Annotated in this window: 10 protein-coding genes; 4 read left to right on the forward strand and 6 right to left on the reverse strand. The window is 38.8% G+C overall.

Annotation, left to right across the window (positions count from 1 at the left end):
- Positions 1-23: 23 nt before the first annotated feature.
- Both FZF08_RS16870 and tsaE read right to left on the reverse strand, forming a co-directional pair.
- Positions 24-1250: an alanine dehydrogenase gene (locus FZF08_RS16870; RefSeq protein ID WP_159470845.1), complete on the reverse strand. Its 1227-nt coding sequence runs from the start codon at positions 1248-1250 to the stop codon at positions 24-26.
- A 58-nt stretch (positions 1251-1308) separates the two neighbouring features.
- Positions 1309-1749: a tRNA (adenosine(37)-N6)-threonylcarbamoyltransferase complex ATPase subunit type 1 TsaE gene (gene tsaE, locus FZF08_RS16875; protein WP_159470847.1), complete on the reverse strand. Its 441-nt coding sequence runs from the start codon at positions 1747-1749 to the stop codon at positions 1309-1311.
- A gap of 173 nt (positions 1750-1922) precedes the next feature.
- Here tsaE and FZF08_RS16880 point away from each other — a divergent pair, with 173 nt between their 5' ends.
- The 3 genes from FZF08_RS16880 (at position 1923) to FZF08_RS16890 (ending at position 5312) form a co-directional block, all read left to right on the forward strand.
- Positions 1923-2975: a sugar phosphate isomerase/epimerase family protein gene (locus FZF08_RS16880; protein ID WP_310590601.1), complete on the forward strand. Its 1053-nt coding sequence runs from the start codon at positions 1923-1925 to the stop codon at positions 2973-2975.
- Positions 2976-3110: 135 nt separating this feature from the next.
- The gene (locus tag FZF08_RS16885; protein ID WP_159470849.1) at positions 3111-4148 is read left to right on the forward strand and encodes a Gfo/Idh/MocA family oxidoreductase; all 1038 of its coding nucleotides are present in this window, start codon (positions 3111-3113) and stop codon (positions 4146-4148) included.
- A 333-nt stretch (positions 4149-4481) separates the two neighbouring features.
- On the forward strand, positions 4482-5312 hold the full coding sequence (locus tag FZF08_RS16890) for a hypothetical protein (RefSeq protein ID WP_200837114.1): 831 nt from the start codon (positions 4482-4484) through the stop codon (positions 5310-5312).
- A gap of 1197 nt (positions 5313-6509) precedes the next feature.
- Here FZF08_RS16890 and FZF08_RS16895 read toward each other — a convergent pair.
- The 4 genes from FZF08_RS16895 to FZF08_RS16910 all read right to left on the reverse strand — a co-directional run bounded on the left by FZF08_RS16895 (position 6510) and on the right by FZF08_RS16910 (position 16141).
- A complete protein-coding gene (locus FZF08_RS16895) occupies positions 6510-6875 on the reverse strand; it encodes a hypothetical protein (protein WP_159470851.1) in 366 nt (121 codons plus the stop codon).
- A 513-nt stretch (positions 6876-7388) separates the two neighbouring features.
- Positions 7389-10892 (reverse strand): VCBS repeat-containing protein, encoded by a 3504-nt coding sequence (locus tag FZF08_RS16900; RefSeq protein WP_310590602.1) that lies wholly within the window; start codon positions 10890-10892, stop codon positions 7389-7391.
- A 188-nt stretch (positions 10893-11080) separates the two neighbouring features.
- Entirely contained in the window at positions 11081-12823 is a 1743-nt protein-coding gene (locus FZF08_RS16905; RefSeq protein ID WP_159470855.1) for a RagB/SusD family nutrient uptake outer membrane protein, read from the reverse strand.
- Between the two features lie 66 nt (positions 12824-12889).
- Positions 12890-16141 (reverse strand): TonB-dependent receptor, encoded by a 3252-nt coding sequence (locus FZF08_RS16910; protein ID WP_159470857.1) that lies wholly within the window; start codon positions 16139-16141, stop codon positions 12890-12892.
- A 247-nt stretch (positions 16142-16388) separates the two neighbouring features.
- Here FZF08_RS16910 and FZF08_RS16915 point away from each other — a divergent pair, with 247 nt between their 5' ends.
- Positions 16389-17924 (forward strand): VCBS repeat-containing protein, encoded by a 1536-nt coding sequence (locus FZF08_RS16915; protein ID WP_159470859.1) that lies wholly within the window; start codon positions 16389-16391, stop codon positions 17922-17924.
- Positions 17925-18028: the final 104 nt, after the last annotated feature.

Here is an 18028-nt window from a genome sequence, read left to right on the forward strand (position 1 = left end):
TCCGCTAATAGCCAAAACCTACCTTACATTCTCGCCGCAAGTAACAACGTCAAATCCTTATAACGCATGTTGAAACTCCTGGCGATGTGCGAATTGGTTAATGTTCCTTTATGACAATACACTCCTTTCATAAACCAACGATTTGCATAAATCATTTCTTCGATGCCGCCAATTGTTCCGGTTTGTAATAAAAAAGGCAAAAAAACATTGCTTAAAGCTGTACTGGCTGTGTTGGCTACGCGCGATGGAATGTTTGGGACACAATAATGGATCACGTCCTTGTATTTAAAAGTTGGGTGTTTGTGCGTTGTCATTTTAGAAGTTTCAAAAGATCCTCCCTGATCGATACTCACATCAATAATGACGGAACCCTGTTTCATGCCCGCAACCATTTCTTTTGTCACAACCATCGGACTCATTCCATTTTCAGCGCGCATGGTTCCAATAACCACATCGGCACGGCTGATAGCCTCTGCCAGGGTATCCGAATCAATAATTGAAGTGTAAAGATTTTGCCCGATAGAATATTTCAGTCTTTGTAAACGATAAATATGTTTGTCAAAAATTTTGATATCGGCACCAAAACCCAACGCCGCACGTGTTGCGTATTCTGCTACCGTACCCGCACCAAGAATTACGATTTTTGTCGGTGGCACGCCGGTAATGCCGCCCAGGATAATACCTCGCCCGCCATTCGGGTTAGACAAATATTCCGCCGCGATCAGCAAAACCGTACTTCCTGCAATTTCCCCCATTGCCCTGATAATAGGTTTTCCTCCTACCTGATCCTCAATTAATTCATAACTGATACCGGTAATTTTTGCTTCATTCAGTTTTTCGAAATATTTCTTTTCCAGCGTTGGCAAATTCAATGCGGAAATGAGCGTTGTACCTGCTTTAATAAAACCAAATTCTTCTTCTACCAACGGTTCCACTTTCAAAATCAGATTGGCCTGATAAACTTCCTTAGGTCCGGCAACAATACTGGCTCCGGCCTCACTATAATCATGATCTGAGAAATTGGCACTTTTTCCTGCATTTTTTTCAACCCAAACTTCATGTCCGTTTCTCACCAGAATACTGACTGCATCCGGTGTTAATGCAATACGATTTTCCTGTAACGAAACTTCTCTGGGCAAACCAATAAGTAAGGAATTCTGATTTTTCCGGGTTGCCAGTAATGACTCCTGCGGATAAAGCGCCGACTGTTTTGCCAATTCTTCAAAACCCTTTATTTGCGGTTGTGCCATGGAATAGGTAAAAAATTAAATTTGTACTTGGTGAGTTGTATGAGGATATTTTACTTGATCAGCTTTTCACTTCATTAATTTCCAAAACGCGTTCGCCGGTTTCATCCGAATTTAGTTTTATCAGCAGATGCGGATATGGCCAAAGTGATTCTATTTTTTCAGGCCACTCGACGAAACAAAATCCGCCGGAATCAAAATATTCTTCAATGCCAATATCCAACGCTTCCACTTCACTCCTGATCCGGTAAAAGTCGAAATGATAAATCACTTTCCTGTCCGTGGTAATGTATTCATTGACAATTGAAAACGTAGGACTTTGCACAATAGACTGAACGCCAAGAAGCTCGCAAAGTTTTTTGATCAATGTAGTTTTACCAACGCCCATGGGACCATCAAACAGCCAAACCGGAACATTTTCTCCCAACTGTAATAAAGAAGCCGCAACAGTATCCAACTCGGATAAATCTTGAAAACGGATTGTAACAGGCAATGTATTCATGGTACAAAAATACCACAATTTAAATACAGTAATCACATTTTGTAGGTGACAATTGTTTTAAAACCTACAATCCTTATTGAACAACCGTCAGCTTAATATTTCTCAATACCATACAGCAGGCATTTTCAAACTGATTTTCAAAAATATCATCGCTTTACAAAATTACCCGAAAAATGGAATTATTACGGGTAGTTAGTTTCATTCTTCGTCTCCTTATAGTATCGGTGAATTCGCAATTTTCTATTATCACAGAAGTAAATCAAAAACAAATTATGCCAACCGCATTGTCCCGAAGAAACTTTCTGATCCATACTGCACTTGCCGGAAGCTTGGTTCCTCTGTTAACGCCTGAATCATTTTCCAAAACTGTTATGCCTGTGGCGAACATACCAAAAATCAATATTTTCTCAAAACATTTGCAGTTTTTGAACTATAAGGACATGGCAGAAGCTGCAAAAGAAATTGGTTTCGACGGAATTGATCTGACAGTTCGGCCTAAGGGACATGTGCTGCCAGAACGTGTTGAAAATGATTTACCCCTGGCCGTTGAAGCAATGAAAAAGGTAGGATTTTCTCCTTTATTAATGACAACAGCTATTGAAGATGCGAATAATCCTATGGACAAAAAAGTATTGGAAGTTGCCGCTGCCCAAGGAATAAAATATTACCGAATGAACTGGTATAAATACAACGACCAGAAAACAATTCCGCAGTCGCTGGATGAATACCGGAATAAGGTGGAGGCTTTAAGTAAGCTTAACACAAAACTTGGCATTACCGGTTGCTATCAAAATCATGCAGGAAGAATGGTCGGTGCCTCGTTGTTTGAAATCTGGGAATTATTGAAAAATGCAGATTTAAGCCACATGGGTGCACAATATGACATTCGCCATGCAACGCTGGAAGGTGGACTTTCCTGGCAAACGGGATTTGAATTAATTAAACCAAATATCAAAACCATTGTACTAAAAGATTTCATGTGGGAGAAAACCAAAGGAAAATGGGGACCAAAAAACGTACCGCTGGGTGAAGGTATGGTAGACTTTAAAACCTATTTCAAATTATTAAAAAGCAGCAATATCCAGGCCCCTGTTTGCCTTCACCTGGAATATGATCTGGGCGGTGCCGATCAGGGAGCTGATAAAATTACCGTTGCGCCAAAAGTAGTTTTTGATGCAATGAAAAGAGATTTACGGAAGGTAAAGGAATTGTGGGAGCAGGCGTAGCATTACGATTATTTGTACTCAATTCAGTCTGACATTTGCCCCTGTACACGTAAAAGTTAACTTTGCAACAAGAATTATCAATAGGAATTTGCCTTAGCCCGTTCCTTCATTTATCATTCATCTATTCCATTTATTATGTCTTCCAAAATTCTTAACGTTGGGCTTATCGGTTTCGGGCTTTCCGGCCGGTATTTTCATGCGCCATTTCTTTCAGTCAATCCTCGTTTTAAATTGAAAACAGCCGTTGAAAGAAGTAAAAATGAAGCACAGGAATTTGACGCCTCCATAGAAAACGCTCGCTCCATTGACGAGCTTTTGAGTGATACAGAAATTGACCTTGTATTTATATGTACACCAAATGATACCCATTTTCAATATGCGATGGATGCTCTTGAAAATGGCAAACATGTCGTGATTGAAAAACCATTTTCCGCAACAGAAGAGGAAGGAAAACAATTGGTAGCACTGGCAAAAGAGAAAGGTTTGATTTTGACTGCCTACCAAAACCGTCGCTGGGATTCTGATTTCCTGACCATTAAAAAATTACTGGCGGAAGGAAAACTTGGTGACGTCATTGAATACGAATGCCGTTATGACCGTTTCCGACCAGTGGTTCCCACAGAATCCTGGAAAGAAAAAAAAGTAGATGTGGGTGGAAATTTATATAATCTGGGTCCACACTTGCTTGATCAGGCGCTTAATTTGTTTGGAACTCCCGAAACCGTAACGGCCGAGGTTCGTAGTGTTCGCCCGAATAGTGAAATTGATGATTATTTTGATGTTCGGTTAGGCTATACAGACAAAGTTGTAATATTAAAATCAAGTCTGATGGTTTACGAAAATTTCCTTCGCTACACGATTCATGGCACCAAAGGTTCTTTTATTAAAGGTGGTCTGGATCCTCAGGAAGAAACTTTACGTAAAAATATTTTACCCAATGAAAAACCATGGGGTGTGGAGCCAGAAAATCGTTGGGGGAAACTCTCATCCGCTGAATTTACAGGTATTGTGGAAAGTGAAGCCGGAGATTATATGCCATTTTATGATAATGTTTACGAAGCAATTGTGGACGGTGCCGAACTTGCCGTTAAACCAGAAGAAATTTTAAGAACCTGCCGGGTAATTGACCTTGCCTTTCAGAGCAGTGCAGATAAACAGGTAATGAAGTATTAGTATATAAGCCTTCTTTCAAACAAAACCGCCGCGGAATTCATTTTCTGCGGCGGTTTTGTTTTATATCGCTTGTAAAATACAAGATTAAAAGCCAATCCTAATGTGTATTAGAAAAAAATTAAAAATGTTACTATTTCCAGTTTTTCACCTGGAAGAGGTCATGATAAGTAATTAAATAAATACAATCTTTCTAAATTTGCTCCACGGTTTATTTCATTGGTTTAACTCTGAACTTTATTTTACCAAAATCAATTAAACTACTAGTTTAAAATACAGATGCATAGGAATAAATCGGTGTGTTTGTTTACTTAATATCTCTTCTATCAATATCCTATGAAAAGAATATTCCTCGTCAGCATACTTGTTATGCAAGCTTTTTTCGCGTATTCACAAACTTATGATTTTGCAAAAGCTCACAATCAAAAAGGCAAAATCTTTATTTCCTGGGGATGGAATCAAAGTGCATATACAAAATCTGATATTCACTTTAAGGGAAACGATTATAACTTTACCTTGAAAGATGTTGTGGCAAAAGACCGCCAAACCGGATTTTCTCTACGTTATTTCAATCCTTCAAAAATTACAATTCCGCAGTACAATTTTAGAATAGGATATTATTTCAATTCCAAGTATAGTATATCTTTTGGCTTCGACCACATGAAATATGTAATGAAGCAGGATCAGATTGTTAAAATAAATGGTTCAATAGCCGGAAGCGGAACCGATTATGACCGGACCTATAACAATACTCCCATCCAGCTTAAACCGGACTTTCTGAAATTTGAACATACTAATGGGCTAAATTACCTGAATCTGGAATTGAGAAGAATGGATAATCTTTTTGATCAGCGGTCTCTGAAAATAAAGAATATTGATATCAATCTGATTGAGGGTGTTGGTGCCGGTGTTCTGTATCCTAAGTCGGATGTTACGCTATTAAATTATGCTGAGAATGACCAGTGGCATGTGGCTGGTTATGGTGTAGATTTGGTAACCGGTCTTAATGTTACTTTTTTCAAACATTTCTTTATACAAGCCGAAGCGAAAGGTGGGTATATCAATATGCCTAACATCTTAACGACTAATTTTACTGACGACAGGGCTGCCCAACATTTCTTCTTCCTCCAGGGAAATGTGAATTTTGGTGTGATGTTTAAATTGTAATGTAATCCGCTTCTTAAATAATTCAAATGCCGTAGTTGTGATCATATCGGTCATGATTACGGCATTTTTATTTTAAATTGTTTCCCCGTGTCCCCGGGTTAAAACCCGGCGCTACAATGTCGGTCATGCCTACGGCATTATGTTGTGAAATTTATTCTGGGTAAAGGATCGGCCGAGGGAAACAAGCCTTTGTGAAAAACAATCGATTTAATACAAATCATTTCATCAACCATAACTATTCTAAAAAAATGCCAGCGGCATGACCGATTTGATAGCCGCGGAATTTATTCCGTGGAAAAGGGTCAATTCAAAAAAATTATTTCATTAACCAAACCTATTCCAAAAAAATGCCAGAGGCATGACCGATTTGATAGACGCGGAATTCATTCCGTGGAAAAGGGTCAATTCAAAAAAATTATTTCATTAAACAAACCTATTCCAAAAAAATGCCAGAGGCATGACCGATTTGATAGACGCGGAATTCATTCCGTGGAAAAGGGTCAATTCAAAAAAATTATTTCATTAACCAAACCTATTCCAAAAAAATGCCAGAGGCATGACCGATTTGATAGACGCGGAATTTATTCCGTGGAAAAGGGTCAATTCAAAAAAATTATTTCATTAACCAAACCTGTTCCCAAAAAATGCCAGCGGCATGACCGATTTGATAGCCGCGGAATTTATTCCGTGGAAAAGGGTCAATTCAAAAAAATTATTTCATTAACCAAACCTGTTCCCAAAAAATGCCAGCGGCATGACCGATTTGATAGCCGCGGAATTCATTCCGTGGAAAAGGGTCAATTCAAAAAAATTATTTCATTAAACAAACCTATTCCAAAAAAATGCCAGAGGCATGACCGATTTGATAGCCGCGGAATTTATTCCGTGGAAAAGGGTCAATTCAAAAAAAATATTTCATTAACCAAACCTATTCCAAAAAATGCCAGAAGCATGACCGATTTGATAGCCGCGGAATTCATTCCGTGGAAAGATTGATTCAATACAAATCATTGCAAAGCCAAACAGGTTCATAAAAAAAATGCCAGAGGCATGACCGATTTGGTAGCCGCGGAATCTATTCCGTGGAAAGATTGATTCAATACAAATCATTTAATTCCGTGCGAAACGATTTAAAAAACAAAAAAGGAGAACAGCCTGAGCCATTCTCCTTTTTTTTGTTTTTAAAAACCGTATTCCTTATTTAACCGCAGTTACCAAACGTTTTGTTTCAGTAGCGATAACGAAAGGTTTTTCAGTAATTTCTGAACCGTTGTTCACGATGAAAGTATAGTTACCATCCAAAAGATTGGAAAGGTCAAATACTTTCGAGTAGTTTTCAGATTTAGGAATAGCAGAGCTATAAAGCACAGTTCCGAAATCGTCTTTAATAATTACAGAAGATTTTTCTTTTACGCTGTCAAGTTTCAAACGGAAAGTAACATTGTCACCAGAAACTAATTCGATTGCTGCTGCTGAACTGTTGTTGTTTTTTTCGTTAGCGTAAGAAAAATTTGCAGTTGATACTCCCACCAAAACTGCGATTGCCAAGATTGTTTTTTTCATGATGTCTTTAATTTTATGTTGTTTAATCTTTCTGTTAAGAATTGCACTTTACAGATATAGTTAAATTAATATTCAATTTCTACTCCAATAATCTAAAAGCGCCTTTACATTTGCTTTTGATATGTCAAAGGTAGATAACATTCTTAATATAAGTCAATAGCAATGTTTTCATATTAGAAAATTCCAATTTTGATTCTATGTTAATATTGAAATAATCATACGTTTATGTAAAAAGTACAACAAGTAGTTTAAAATTTGACAATAGTACTTTCACATGAATTGCAAATTAAATTGCACTATTTAAATAAATAGTAATCTTATAGACTTTAACAGAAAATTTGGCAAAAACAGTACTTTACTATCGAATTTCGATTAGTACAAGTATATCTGGAGAATCGCCTATTTTCAAATAAGTTTTAAGCTGATAACATCAATGTTTATTACAGGATAGTATAAAGAAAAAAGAGCAAACGCCATAAGACGATTGCTCTTTTTTCTTTGAGGTAATTATTGTTATTTAACTTTTCTCCTGATTCCCTTTGAATCTATAACATCTGCACTCAAAACATAGCCTGGTAAAAGGAGCTTGTGTGTAGATTGAGACAAAAAGGACGAGCCGTAGTTCAATTCTTCGCGCCTGGACTTACCATTTTTAAGCTTTAAAATCGCTATATTGTCAGTTGTAGAAATGGGGTATGACTTGGCAACAAGCTGTATCTCGTGAAATCTGAGAGAATCTCTGTTTTGGGATGTTATAGAGAGAACCTTTTCATTAATCCCGGCCAATTTGACCATTGCTTTTGCATTTCCCGTCACTGCATAACCGCCATTGGCAAAGTTTAGTGATTTAAAACCGCCTTTTCCGCTTCCTTTTAATATCAATCCATTAAGGGCATCATATCTTCCATTTGAAACATCGGAACCAAAATCATTTCCGCATAAAATCACATCCAGATTTCCGTCACCATCTATATCCTCTGTTACCATACCAAAAATGGGTGCAAACTGCGCCTCTATCGGCAATTCATGCATTTTGAACCGGCCATTTCCAAGATTTTCAATATAACTGCTTTTTAACCAGTTAGCTTTTAATACAAGTGCATCTTTTAATTCCTCCGGTTTAAAAATATCTTTAACCCCAACATCCGAAAACTTCCCATATTCCTGAAAACGCTGACGAACCTGAATAATCTGTTTCCCCATTTCATCGCGCGTATTGTAAGGAAATTCCTTATAAATGTCGTCCTTACCCCGATAAAAAACCGTAGGGATTGCATCAAAAAATCCGTCTTTGTTGAAATCCTTTGCATAGATACCAATCGGCTGCGTGTCGTTGGCTCGGTTTAAGGAGTTCAGCCCAAGATTTCCGGCCACATAATCCATGTCACCGTCATTGTCAAAATCACCGGTGGTTAAAGTACTCCATAGCCCTCTTTGATTCTCCAGACCGGAGGTATGCTTTTTAAATTTACCCTTTTCATTTTTGAGTAGAGTAAGCGGCATCCACTCTCCTGCTGCCATCAGATCAACCCAGCCGTCGTTGTCAAAATCAGTCCAAAGTACATCGCAAACAAGACCAATATTTACCAGTTCCGGTGCTATTTCAGACGTAACATTCTTAAATTTCACTTGTCCATTGGATGAATCATTTCTCAAAATATAGCTTGAAACCGATTTTGGATAAGCACCAGGCTCAACCCTTCCCCCAATAAAAAGATCCAGATCCCCGTCCCTGTCATAATCAGCCGCCTTAACACAAGAGCCGCTTTTCAGAAACTTGGGAAGTGCAGTGATATTCTGAGAAAATTTACCTTTTCCGTCGTTAATAAACAACCGATCCTGCAACGCCTCAGAATTAGCCTGCATCTCGTAACTTCCGCTTACTATATAAAGGTCCAGATCTCCATCCAAATCAGCGTCAAAAAGCAGGACACCCATATCTTCGGAATTTTTAGACGGCCCATCCAAACCTGGAAGTAAGTCAGTATTTTTGAACTGTCCGTTTGCCTGCTGAATAAGAAACCTGCCTTTATGAAACATCGCACCACCGATAAAAACATCATCCAGCTTATCACCATTGATATCCCCTACTGCCAACGCCGGACCATATTGTGATAACTTGTGAGGAAGTAATTTCTGAACATTGAAATCAATATTATCCTGTTCTTCATGTTTATAATTGAGATGAAGGGATGAGGTAATATCTCTCAAATAGCCGCTTTCCAAGACTTTCTGATCAGCAGGTGTTCTGTTTTCTGTAGCGTCTTTTTCAAAAACCGTAAGTACCTGATTGGCTTTGACATTTTTTAAAGTCTGTGTTTTACCCCCCGGCCAGGTAATGACCAGTTTCTCAACTGAATTTATTTTACCCAACCCAAAATGAGTAAAAGGTTCTATCGTTGATAGATAACCCCTGTATGGAGAATTTTCAGAATATTGTTTTTGATTTACTCCGTATGAAATTTCAGCAACTGCGCCAATCCCTTTGCTATTATATTTTTCTCCTTTGAATTGAATCCGCAGGTAATTACTTTCTTGTGGTTTTAACTGAATCGAGTTATTCCTATATACAAAAGCTGAATCGTTTATATTGTTAACTACGTAGTCAAGATCTCCGTCATTATCCAAATCTGCGTAAGCAGCTCCATTTGAAAAACTACCACGCTCAATGCCCCATGCATCCGTAACGTCTTCGAAACGAAGGTTTCCTTTATTTTTATAAGCAAAGTTCTTGATTTTCACGGAAGGAATATAATCTAGCATCATCATTTTGCTCATTACATTTCCAACTTCATTGCGATAGGCAATAAAATCCATATCGGTAATATCTCTTGGAAAACCGTTTGTAATAATCATATCCCTGAAACCGTCATTATCGAAATCGGTAACCATAGGTGTCCAGCTCCAATCCGTTTCTGCCACACCGCTTAATAAACCAATTTCACTAAAAACAGCATACTTGTCTGTTTTCTTCGTTTTGCCCAAATTCAGCTGCAACGTATTGCGTGCAACCTGATATTGGTATTTATATAATTCGTAATTCTGATAGGTAATATAACTGCTGGACGGCGTCATCATTTTCTTTCTGAAATTGGTAGCCGGCATCATATCCAGCGCTACAATATCAGGCAGACCATCATTATTGATATCGGCAATGTCATTACCCATCGCCGAATGGGAAGTGTGTTTGAATGAAACATCCGCCATATCGGTAAATCCGAGATGTTTGCCATTGGCGTCTTTTCCATTATTGATGTATAAAAGATCGTTTGTCAGATAATCGTTTGTGACGTAAATATCTTTCCAACCATCCTGATTTACGTCAGTAACATTTACACCAAGTCCATATCCTTCTATTAGTATTCCTGATTCTTTTGAAACATTTGTAAAAAAGGGATGGCCTTTTGCCTTATCCCAGTCATTGCGATAAAGCCTGTCGGTTCTTTTGGAAGATCCGTCCTTTATCTTTTCATGAAATTTGTTGGGGAAATTATTGTCATCCATTTCATTCACGACCAGAAAAAGATCAAGATCGCCGTCGTTGTCGTAGTCCAAAAAAGCTGCATTTGTTGTGTGCGTTGTATCCGCAATCCCATATTCTTTACCCATTTCCTTAAATACGGGTACTTTATCTTTTCCAAAACCCTGATTTACATATAGCAGGTTTTCTCTCTCCTTCGCAACTTTTCTTACCGTGGAGCAGACATAAATATCCAGCAGTCCATCGTTATTGATATCGATCAAAGCAACCCCTGATGACCACTTGTTTGCGGCAGCAACACCCGCTTTTTTGGTAACATCTTCAAAACTTAACTTGCCGTCATTCGCTCCCTTGTTCAAATAAAGTTTATTATCAACCGAGTTGCCTGTAAAATAGATATCCGGAAGACTGTCATTGTTGAAATCACCCAGTGCTACTCCACCACCATTGTAGATGTACTCAAAGGATAGAATGTTCATGGTATCATTTTCAGCAATCCGGTTTGAAAACGTGATACCCGTATCATCATTATTCAAAAGAGTGAATGTTTTAAGCTCTTTTTTACAGGACGTTAACAGAAAAAAGGTAAAGGTATACAGGAGTAAATATCTTGCAGACATTATTATTAGATAGTAAAACGACAGATTAGCACTAGCTGAAATTAACAAAAGGAGACGGTATATAAATACCATCTCCTTTGTTTTATTGGAAAAATCTCCCTTTATTAATACCCTGGATTCTGAATCAGGATATCCTTACCAACAAGGTCAACCTGATCCTGAGGCAAAGGTAGATATTCATTTTTGTTAGGGGTAAATTTCGATCCTCCCAAAGCTCCGGTCAATTTTTTGCTTTCGTAAGTCAGGTAGGCATTAATCTCCGTCGCCGCTGTACCCCATCTTACCAAGTCAAAGAAACGGTGGCCTTCTCCTGACAGTTCGAGCTTTCTTTCGAAACGAACGGCTGTACGAGCAGCCTCTTTACTTGCAAAAGCTGTTTTGTATATGTCGATCACATAGTTAGCAGCATTTTCACCAGAAGTGCGTTTTACAAAACTTGCCGGATTAGCGGCACGTTCACGAACAAGGTTTACATATTCACGCGCTTTTTCAAGAGATCCAACTTCCACCTCAGCTTCCGCTGCCATTAAAAGCACATCTGAAAAACGGATTATGTTTACGTTGATTGCGGTGTAACCAGGCGTCCATGAACTGTTATCTTGCAACGAACCAATATCCGTTCTGTAATAAGCATATTTCTTGGTCGTGTAAGGACCCGCATTTGACTGATTACGAATCCAGTCATTGCCCGGATGCTCTATCCAGTCAAGATAAGGTATTCCTCTGCGGCCAATTGAGTGATCAAGACGTGGATCCACAGGCCCCGCATCCGGAGTAAACGGATCCGATGATTTCAACCCCATATCTGTTTTCAACTCTTTTCCGGCTGTATTGTAAGAACCGTCCAAAAGAGGAAGTCCTGTTGCATCGGTACGGAAAGAATTACCTAATTCAAAACTCGGTGCAAAGAAGCTACAACAGTTACCCGGGCCATTCGGACCTGTGTTATAAGGCCAGTTAAGGTCAAATTCAGGGTTGGCGTTATTCACACTTCCTGTATTTGCCGCAGCCTGAATAGCAAAAACGGATTCTGAGTTATTATCATTACTTGCTTTAAAAGCATCCTGAAAACGTGGAACCAATGCATATTTCTTACCATTGGTAGTTTGGCCGCCAGCAATGATCAAATCGTAAAGCGCTTTTGCCTCAGTAAACTTTTTCTGGTACATATATACTTTTGCAAGATATGCCCCTGCTGCCCATTTGTTTACGCGACCCGCAGCGTCCTGTGTAGCAGGAAGGTTGTCATAGGCAAACTTAAGATCAGCTTCGATCAAAGGCCAAAGATCTTTTGTGTTTGAAACTTTTTCAATACCAGTACCATAATCAACAGTTTCGTCAACGTATGGCGTATTATTGAAACCTCTTTTCAACTCAAAATAATAATGACCTCTTAAAAATCTGGCCTCGCCTCCGATTCTTTTTTTATCCGCATCCGTTACATCTGCTTTGGCTACACCGATCAATTTCATAACCAGGTTGGCACGCGCAACGCCTTCGTATAAACCAGTCCATTTATCAGCAATAACGCCCTGATTTGTGATATAGGCGTAACGCTGAATCGGGTTGATATCACTGAAATCCCCCGGATCCGTTCCTTTATTAGCATCACCTCCACGGATGCTCCCCCAAACCCAGTTACTGGCACTGGCCATACGGTTCGCACGTCCGTTAAGTTGTCCATAAACCGATACCAATACACCTTCCAAACCTTTTTTATTTGAAAGCTGGTCTTCATCCAGCTGACCTGTCGCAGGCACTTCTAAAAAGCTCTCTTTACAGGAATAACCAATGAGCATAAGTGCAAAAACAAATGCCAGAATTCCTTTTGATCTAATTTTTTTCATTTTATAAATATTTTTGAGTCTAATCTTTATACTGGTTCCTTGCAGAATTTCAAGAATCAATTAGTCTTAAAATCCAAGATTTACCCCGAATGTCCAGCTTCTTGTAATTGGATAGTTTCCTACGTCTATACCGAAGTTTGTATCTGCATTTCCGCCTACACCCGGATCAAGCCCTTTGTATTTGGTTGCAGTGAACAAGTTATTTGTAGAAGCATAAATTCTCAGTTTAGACATTTTCAGTCTACCCAGGATATGGCTTGGAAGCGTATACCCCAAAGTGATATTCTGCATACGGAAGAAAGAACCATTTTCTATATAAAAGCTGTTGGATTGTGTGTTCGTACTAAAATTTGAAGCCGATTCAAAAATTGGAGTTTGCGTATTCGTATGGTCTGGCAACCATGAATCCTTAACCCTTGAACTTACAGCCGCACCCGTAAATGACGGATAGAAATCTGTAAACCATTTGGATACGTTAAAAATCTTGTTACCAATCGAGGTATACATGTAAGTAGCGACATCAAATCCTTTGTAAGTTAACTTGATGTTGATACCACCCGTAAATTTAGGTACCGGACTACCAAGGAAAGTTCTGTCATCTGCATCAATTTTACCGTCCTTATTAAGATCGACATAACGGAAACGGCCTGGTGCAGCTCCATCCTGTGTAGGTGCAGCATCCACTTCGGCTTTATCCTTATATAGACCTTCAACCTTATACCCATAGAAAGAGGAAATAGAATGTCCAATCTGGTTTCTAATCGGGTTAATTCCACGGAAACCTGGATTTACAGATGAAAGATAACTAATGCCAGGTGCTAGAGATTCGATATTGTTTTTAAGCACACCGGCCGTAAAATTCAACTCATAACCCAAATCATTCGTAACTTTTCCACGATTAATGATCTGTAAATCAATACCCTTATTTGACATTTTACCCACGTTGACCGAAGGTGCAGATGCTTTGTAACCAGCTGTTGCTGTAACCGGCACCTGGAACAACAAATCTTTGGTATCTTTTTGCCAGAAATCGATTATTACATCAAATTTACCTTTGAAGAATGTTCCGTCAATACCGATGTTTTTGGTGATACTGGTTTCCCATTTAGCATTTTTGTTACCAATACGAGTCCGGTAATATCCCTCCATTGCGCTGGTATTCGTTCCGTTAAGGTCGTATGCTGATTCTGCAATATTTGCTCCATATAAACTGTACTGGTTATTAGGATCCACGTTATTTGAGTTACCCATCAAACCATAACCTCCACGAATTTTAAGCTCCGTAATGAAAGGAATATTTTTCATGAATTGCTCAGAAGATAAGCGCCATGCTGCAGAGAACGCAGGAAATACACCATAACGGTTGTTTGAACCAAATCTTGAAGATCCATCGCGCCTTACAACACCTGTCACGATATATTTATCATTGAAGGTGTAGTTCGCACGGGCAAAAAGCGAGTAGAAATTAACCCCTTTATAATAATCACTGTTAGAAATTTTAGAACTAACATTGGTCATACTGATATAATTGATATCGGTAGAGAATGGATTCAAACCCGAAGAAGACTGGTTTTTACCGGCACCTGTATTCAGAGCTTCCTGTCCCAAAAGTACATCAAGCGTATGACGACCGAATTGTTTTTTATAGTTTAATGTATTGGTCAATGTCCAGCTTAAACGATTGCCAGAACCTTCATTGTAACCAAATGCAGAGTTATTTTCAGAGTTTTCGTATTGCAACCGGCTATATCCCTTGTTGCTGTAAGTTGTATATTGAGCTCCAAGACTTGAACGGAAGGTCAAACCATGAATGATATCCAGCTCAGCATAAAAGTTACCAAAACCTTGTCCTGAAAATCCTTTATTATTGGCAAGTCCGTCACGTGCAGCAACCGGATTACGAGGGTTATTAAAGCCTTTTGCCGCCGTTCCCGCATAGCCACCAAATTCGTCATAAATAGGTATAATGGAAGGCATACGGAAAGCAGAAAGAATATCATTTTCATCCGCCGATACACCTTGTCCACCGCTACCGCCGCTTTGACCTAATACCTGTAAATAAGTAAACTGTGCATTTTGGCCAATTCTCAGGTTTTTCAAAACATCAAACTCGGTATTTACACGAAAAGCATAACGTTTAAAACCATTGTTGGAAAGAATACCTTGCTGATCCTGAACGCTAAATCCGGTATAGTATCTGCTGGTTTCCGATCCTCCTGAAAATCCAAGAGAATGTCTCTGGATGGGTGCAACACGTGTAATGGCATCATACCAGTCAGTTCCCTGCTTATTCGCTTTTACAACCTGATAAATTGAACCTCTTGTAGGATCAACATTGTATTTCAATTTTTCCGCCGCAAGATCAAGCGTTCCGATTACACCTGTTTTTCCTCCAACATTTATATAATCAGGTAAAACTGGTGTATTTCCATTCCCGTATTGTCCACTCGCAATGCTTGAGAAATTCGGAGCTCTGTTTTCCTGGAAACCATTGTTACGTTCAGCCTGCCATGTCCAATCCGCCTGCTCCTGAGGATTTAACATACTCTGGCCTTTTCCTGGGGTTGTAAATCCCGCAAGACCGTCATATGTAACAGTCAATTTTTTTGCTTTTTTTGTTCCTTTTTTAGTCGTGTAAACAATTACACCATTCGCTGCACGTGCTCCATATATAGAGGCCGCCGCCGCATCCTTAAGAACCGTTGTTGATTCAATATCATCAGGATTCAGGAAATCAGTAGAACCCGTTGGTACACCATCAACAATATACAAAGGTTCATTACCACCAAAAGCACCAAATCCACGTACACGGATCTGGCTGGTCGTACCCGGCTGACCGTTCGTGATTACTGTTACCCCGGCAACTCTACCCTGAAGCTGTTGTTCTACGTTCCCCGAAGGAGAAGCCGTAAGGTCTTTTGATTTTACTGTAGAAACTGCACCCGTTGTTTCCCTGCGGCTATCAACTGTGTAACCTGTTACGATGACCTCTTCCAAAGCGGATACGTCATCTTCCAATTTAATATTGATTACACTTTGATTTCCCACATTGACTTCCTGGGTTTTATACCCAACAAAGCTTACTACTAGTACGTCTGTATTTGATTTTACATTAATGGTGAATTCGCCATCACCATTGGTGTTTGTTCCCAGTTGAGAACCTTTTAAAACCACAGTAGCTCCTGGAATTCCGCCACCTGCCACGTCGATGATTTTACCGCTTACCTTGCGTTCCTGGGCCATTGCAAGAATGGATGAAAAGCTCAGAAATAAACAGCATACTAAGCTCCGGACGGAGCTCGCGTAGATTTTTTTCATACTTTTTGTTAGGTTAATTAATAATGAACTTCCAAATTTATAATTATTAAGTCATTTTTTTTACTTATTTGAATTTTTATTTTTATTTATTGAAAAAATATAAATATATGTATCAAAATAAGATCATTTAAGTAAATTGATGAAATATTAATCACCAAAAGTTACATTTGATATAAAAATATTAATAGCAAAAAAAAAATCACTATTCTCTATTTCCCTCTTACCGCATAATTTCTACCAGCAAGCAATGTTAATTACCAATACCTCTAAAAATATTTATATATTTTTTTCTCTGATTTTTGTCGTATCAACTGGCTGTGAACGGAACGTTGGGGACAATACGCTGGCTCAAAGTGAGGCTCTTGCAAAACTCAGGTGCACAAGTTGCCATATGTTCCCTGACCCGTCTTTACTGGATAAAAAAACCTGGCGGGATGGAATTATGCCGGCCATGGCAGAACATTTTGGAATCGAGGTATTACAGGGCAATGTTTATCTGCCTCATAAAAATTCGACATTATCAATCAAGGAATGGCATGGAATACTCAGGTATTACGAGACTCTGGCACCCGATTCGCTTAAACCGGAAACATCCCAGGATAAAATAAGTGACTGGGCTGTTTTCAAATTAAAAACCCCTGATCCGGATTCCTCACAGGTTGCCGCCACAATTATGACGGGCATCAACCCCAAAGAGAAAAAAATCTTTACCAGCAGCCTGAATTATTCTGCGTTGTTTGAATGGAACACTTTACTAAAACCTTCACTGGTAACAGAGTTATCTACATCTGCTGTGGATATAAACTTCCCCGAACATGGTCCATTTGAGAGTATCATCACATGCATGGGTGGAATGCGTGCATTGGATAATACAAAAGGTGATGTTATTGGAATAACTGACAAGAAGGGCTCACAGAATGTCAACATAGCAAAGGATTTGATAAGACCAATACAAACACAAGTTCTGGATTATAACAAGGACGGCTTAACGGATTATCTCGTTTGTAGCTTCGGACACAATTTTGGAGGATTGTATATATTGCAACAGCTTCCGGATAAGTCATTCAAAAGAGTCACAGTCCGCGAAGTTCCCGGTTCAACCCAATCCGTCATTGTAGATTTCAATAAGGATGGCTGGCCTGATATTATGACATTATTTGCTCATGCAAATGAAGGAATCTGGCTTTTTATAAATGACAAAAAGGGAGGATTTGTTGAAAAAAATATCCTTCGTTTCCCACCGGTTTTTGGATCCAGCAGTTTCCAGTTGATCGATATAAATAAAGACGGAAGACAGGATATTATTTACACAGCCGGTGATAACAGCGATTATTCAAGAATTTTAAAGCCCTATCACGGACTTTACGTTTTTCTGAATAAAGAGGGTAAAAATAAAGGAAGCTTTCATTTTGAAAAATCCTACTTTTCTCAGTTAAATGGTGCTACAAAAGCCATGGCGGCAGATTTTGACAAAGATGGCGACATCGATATTGCCACAATAGCATTCTTTTCCGATTTTAAATCCAAGCCATATGATACGTTCACGTATTTCGAAAACGAAACGAAAACCGGATTAAAGTTCAAAGCTCATAGTATCCCGATTTCTGATAAAGGAAGATGGATTTGTATGGATGTAAATGATTATGACGGCGACGGCGATATGGATATTGTTCTGGGAAATTACTCCAAAGGATTCATGAACCAGGAAAATTTAAAACCGGATTGGAATGTTCATTTGCCATTTGTTGTCCTACAAAACACTGTTGTAATGGTTAAGGATTAATTGTTAATGGTTAATGTTTAAGGGTTAATGATTCAGGGAGCGAACACTAAGTTGTATTATGATTATTGTTGTAAAAAATCAAAGAAGTAACTCGCCACTCCCAT

The sequence above is a fragment of the Dyadobacter sp. 3J3 genome (assembly GCF_009801115.1).
GTDB lineage: Bacteria > Bacteroidota > Bacteroidia > Cytophagales > Spirosomataceae > Dyadobacter.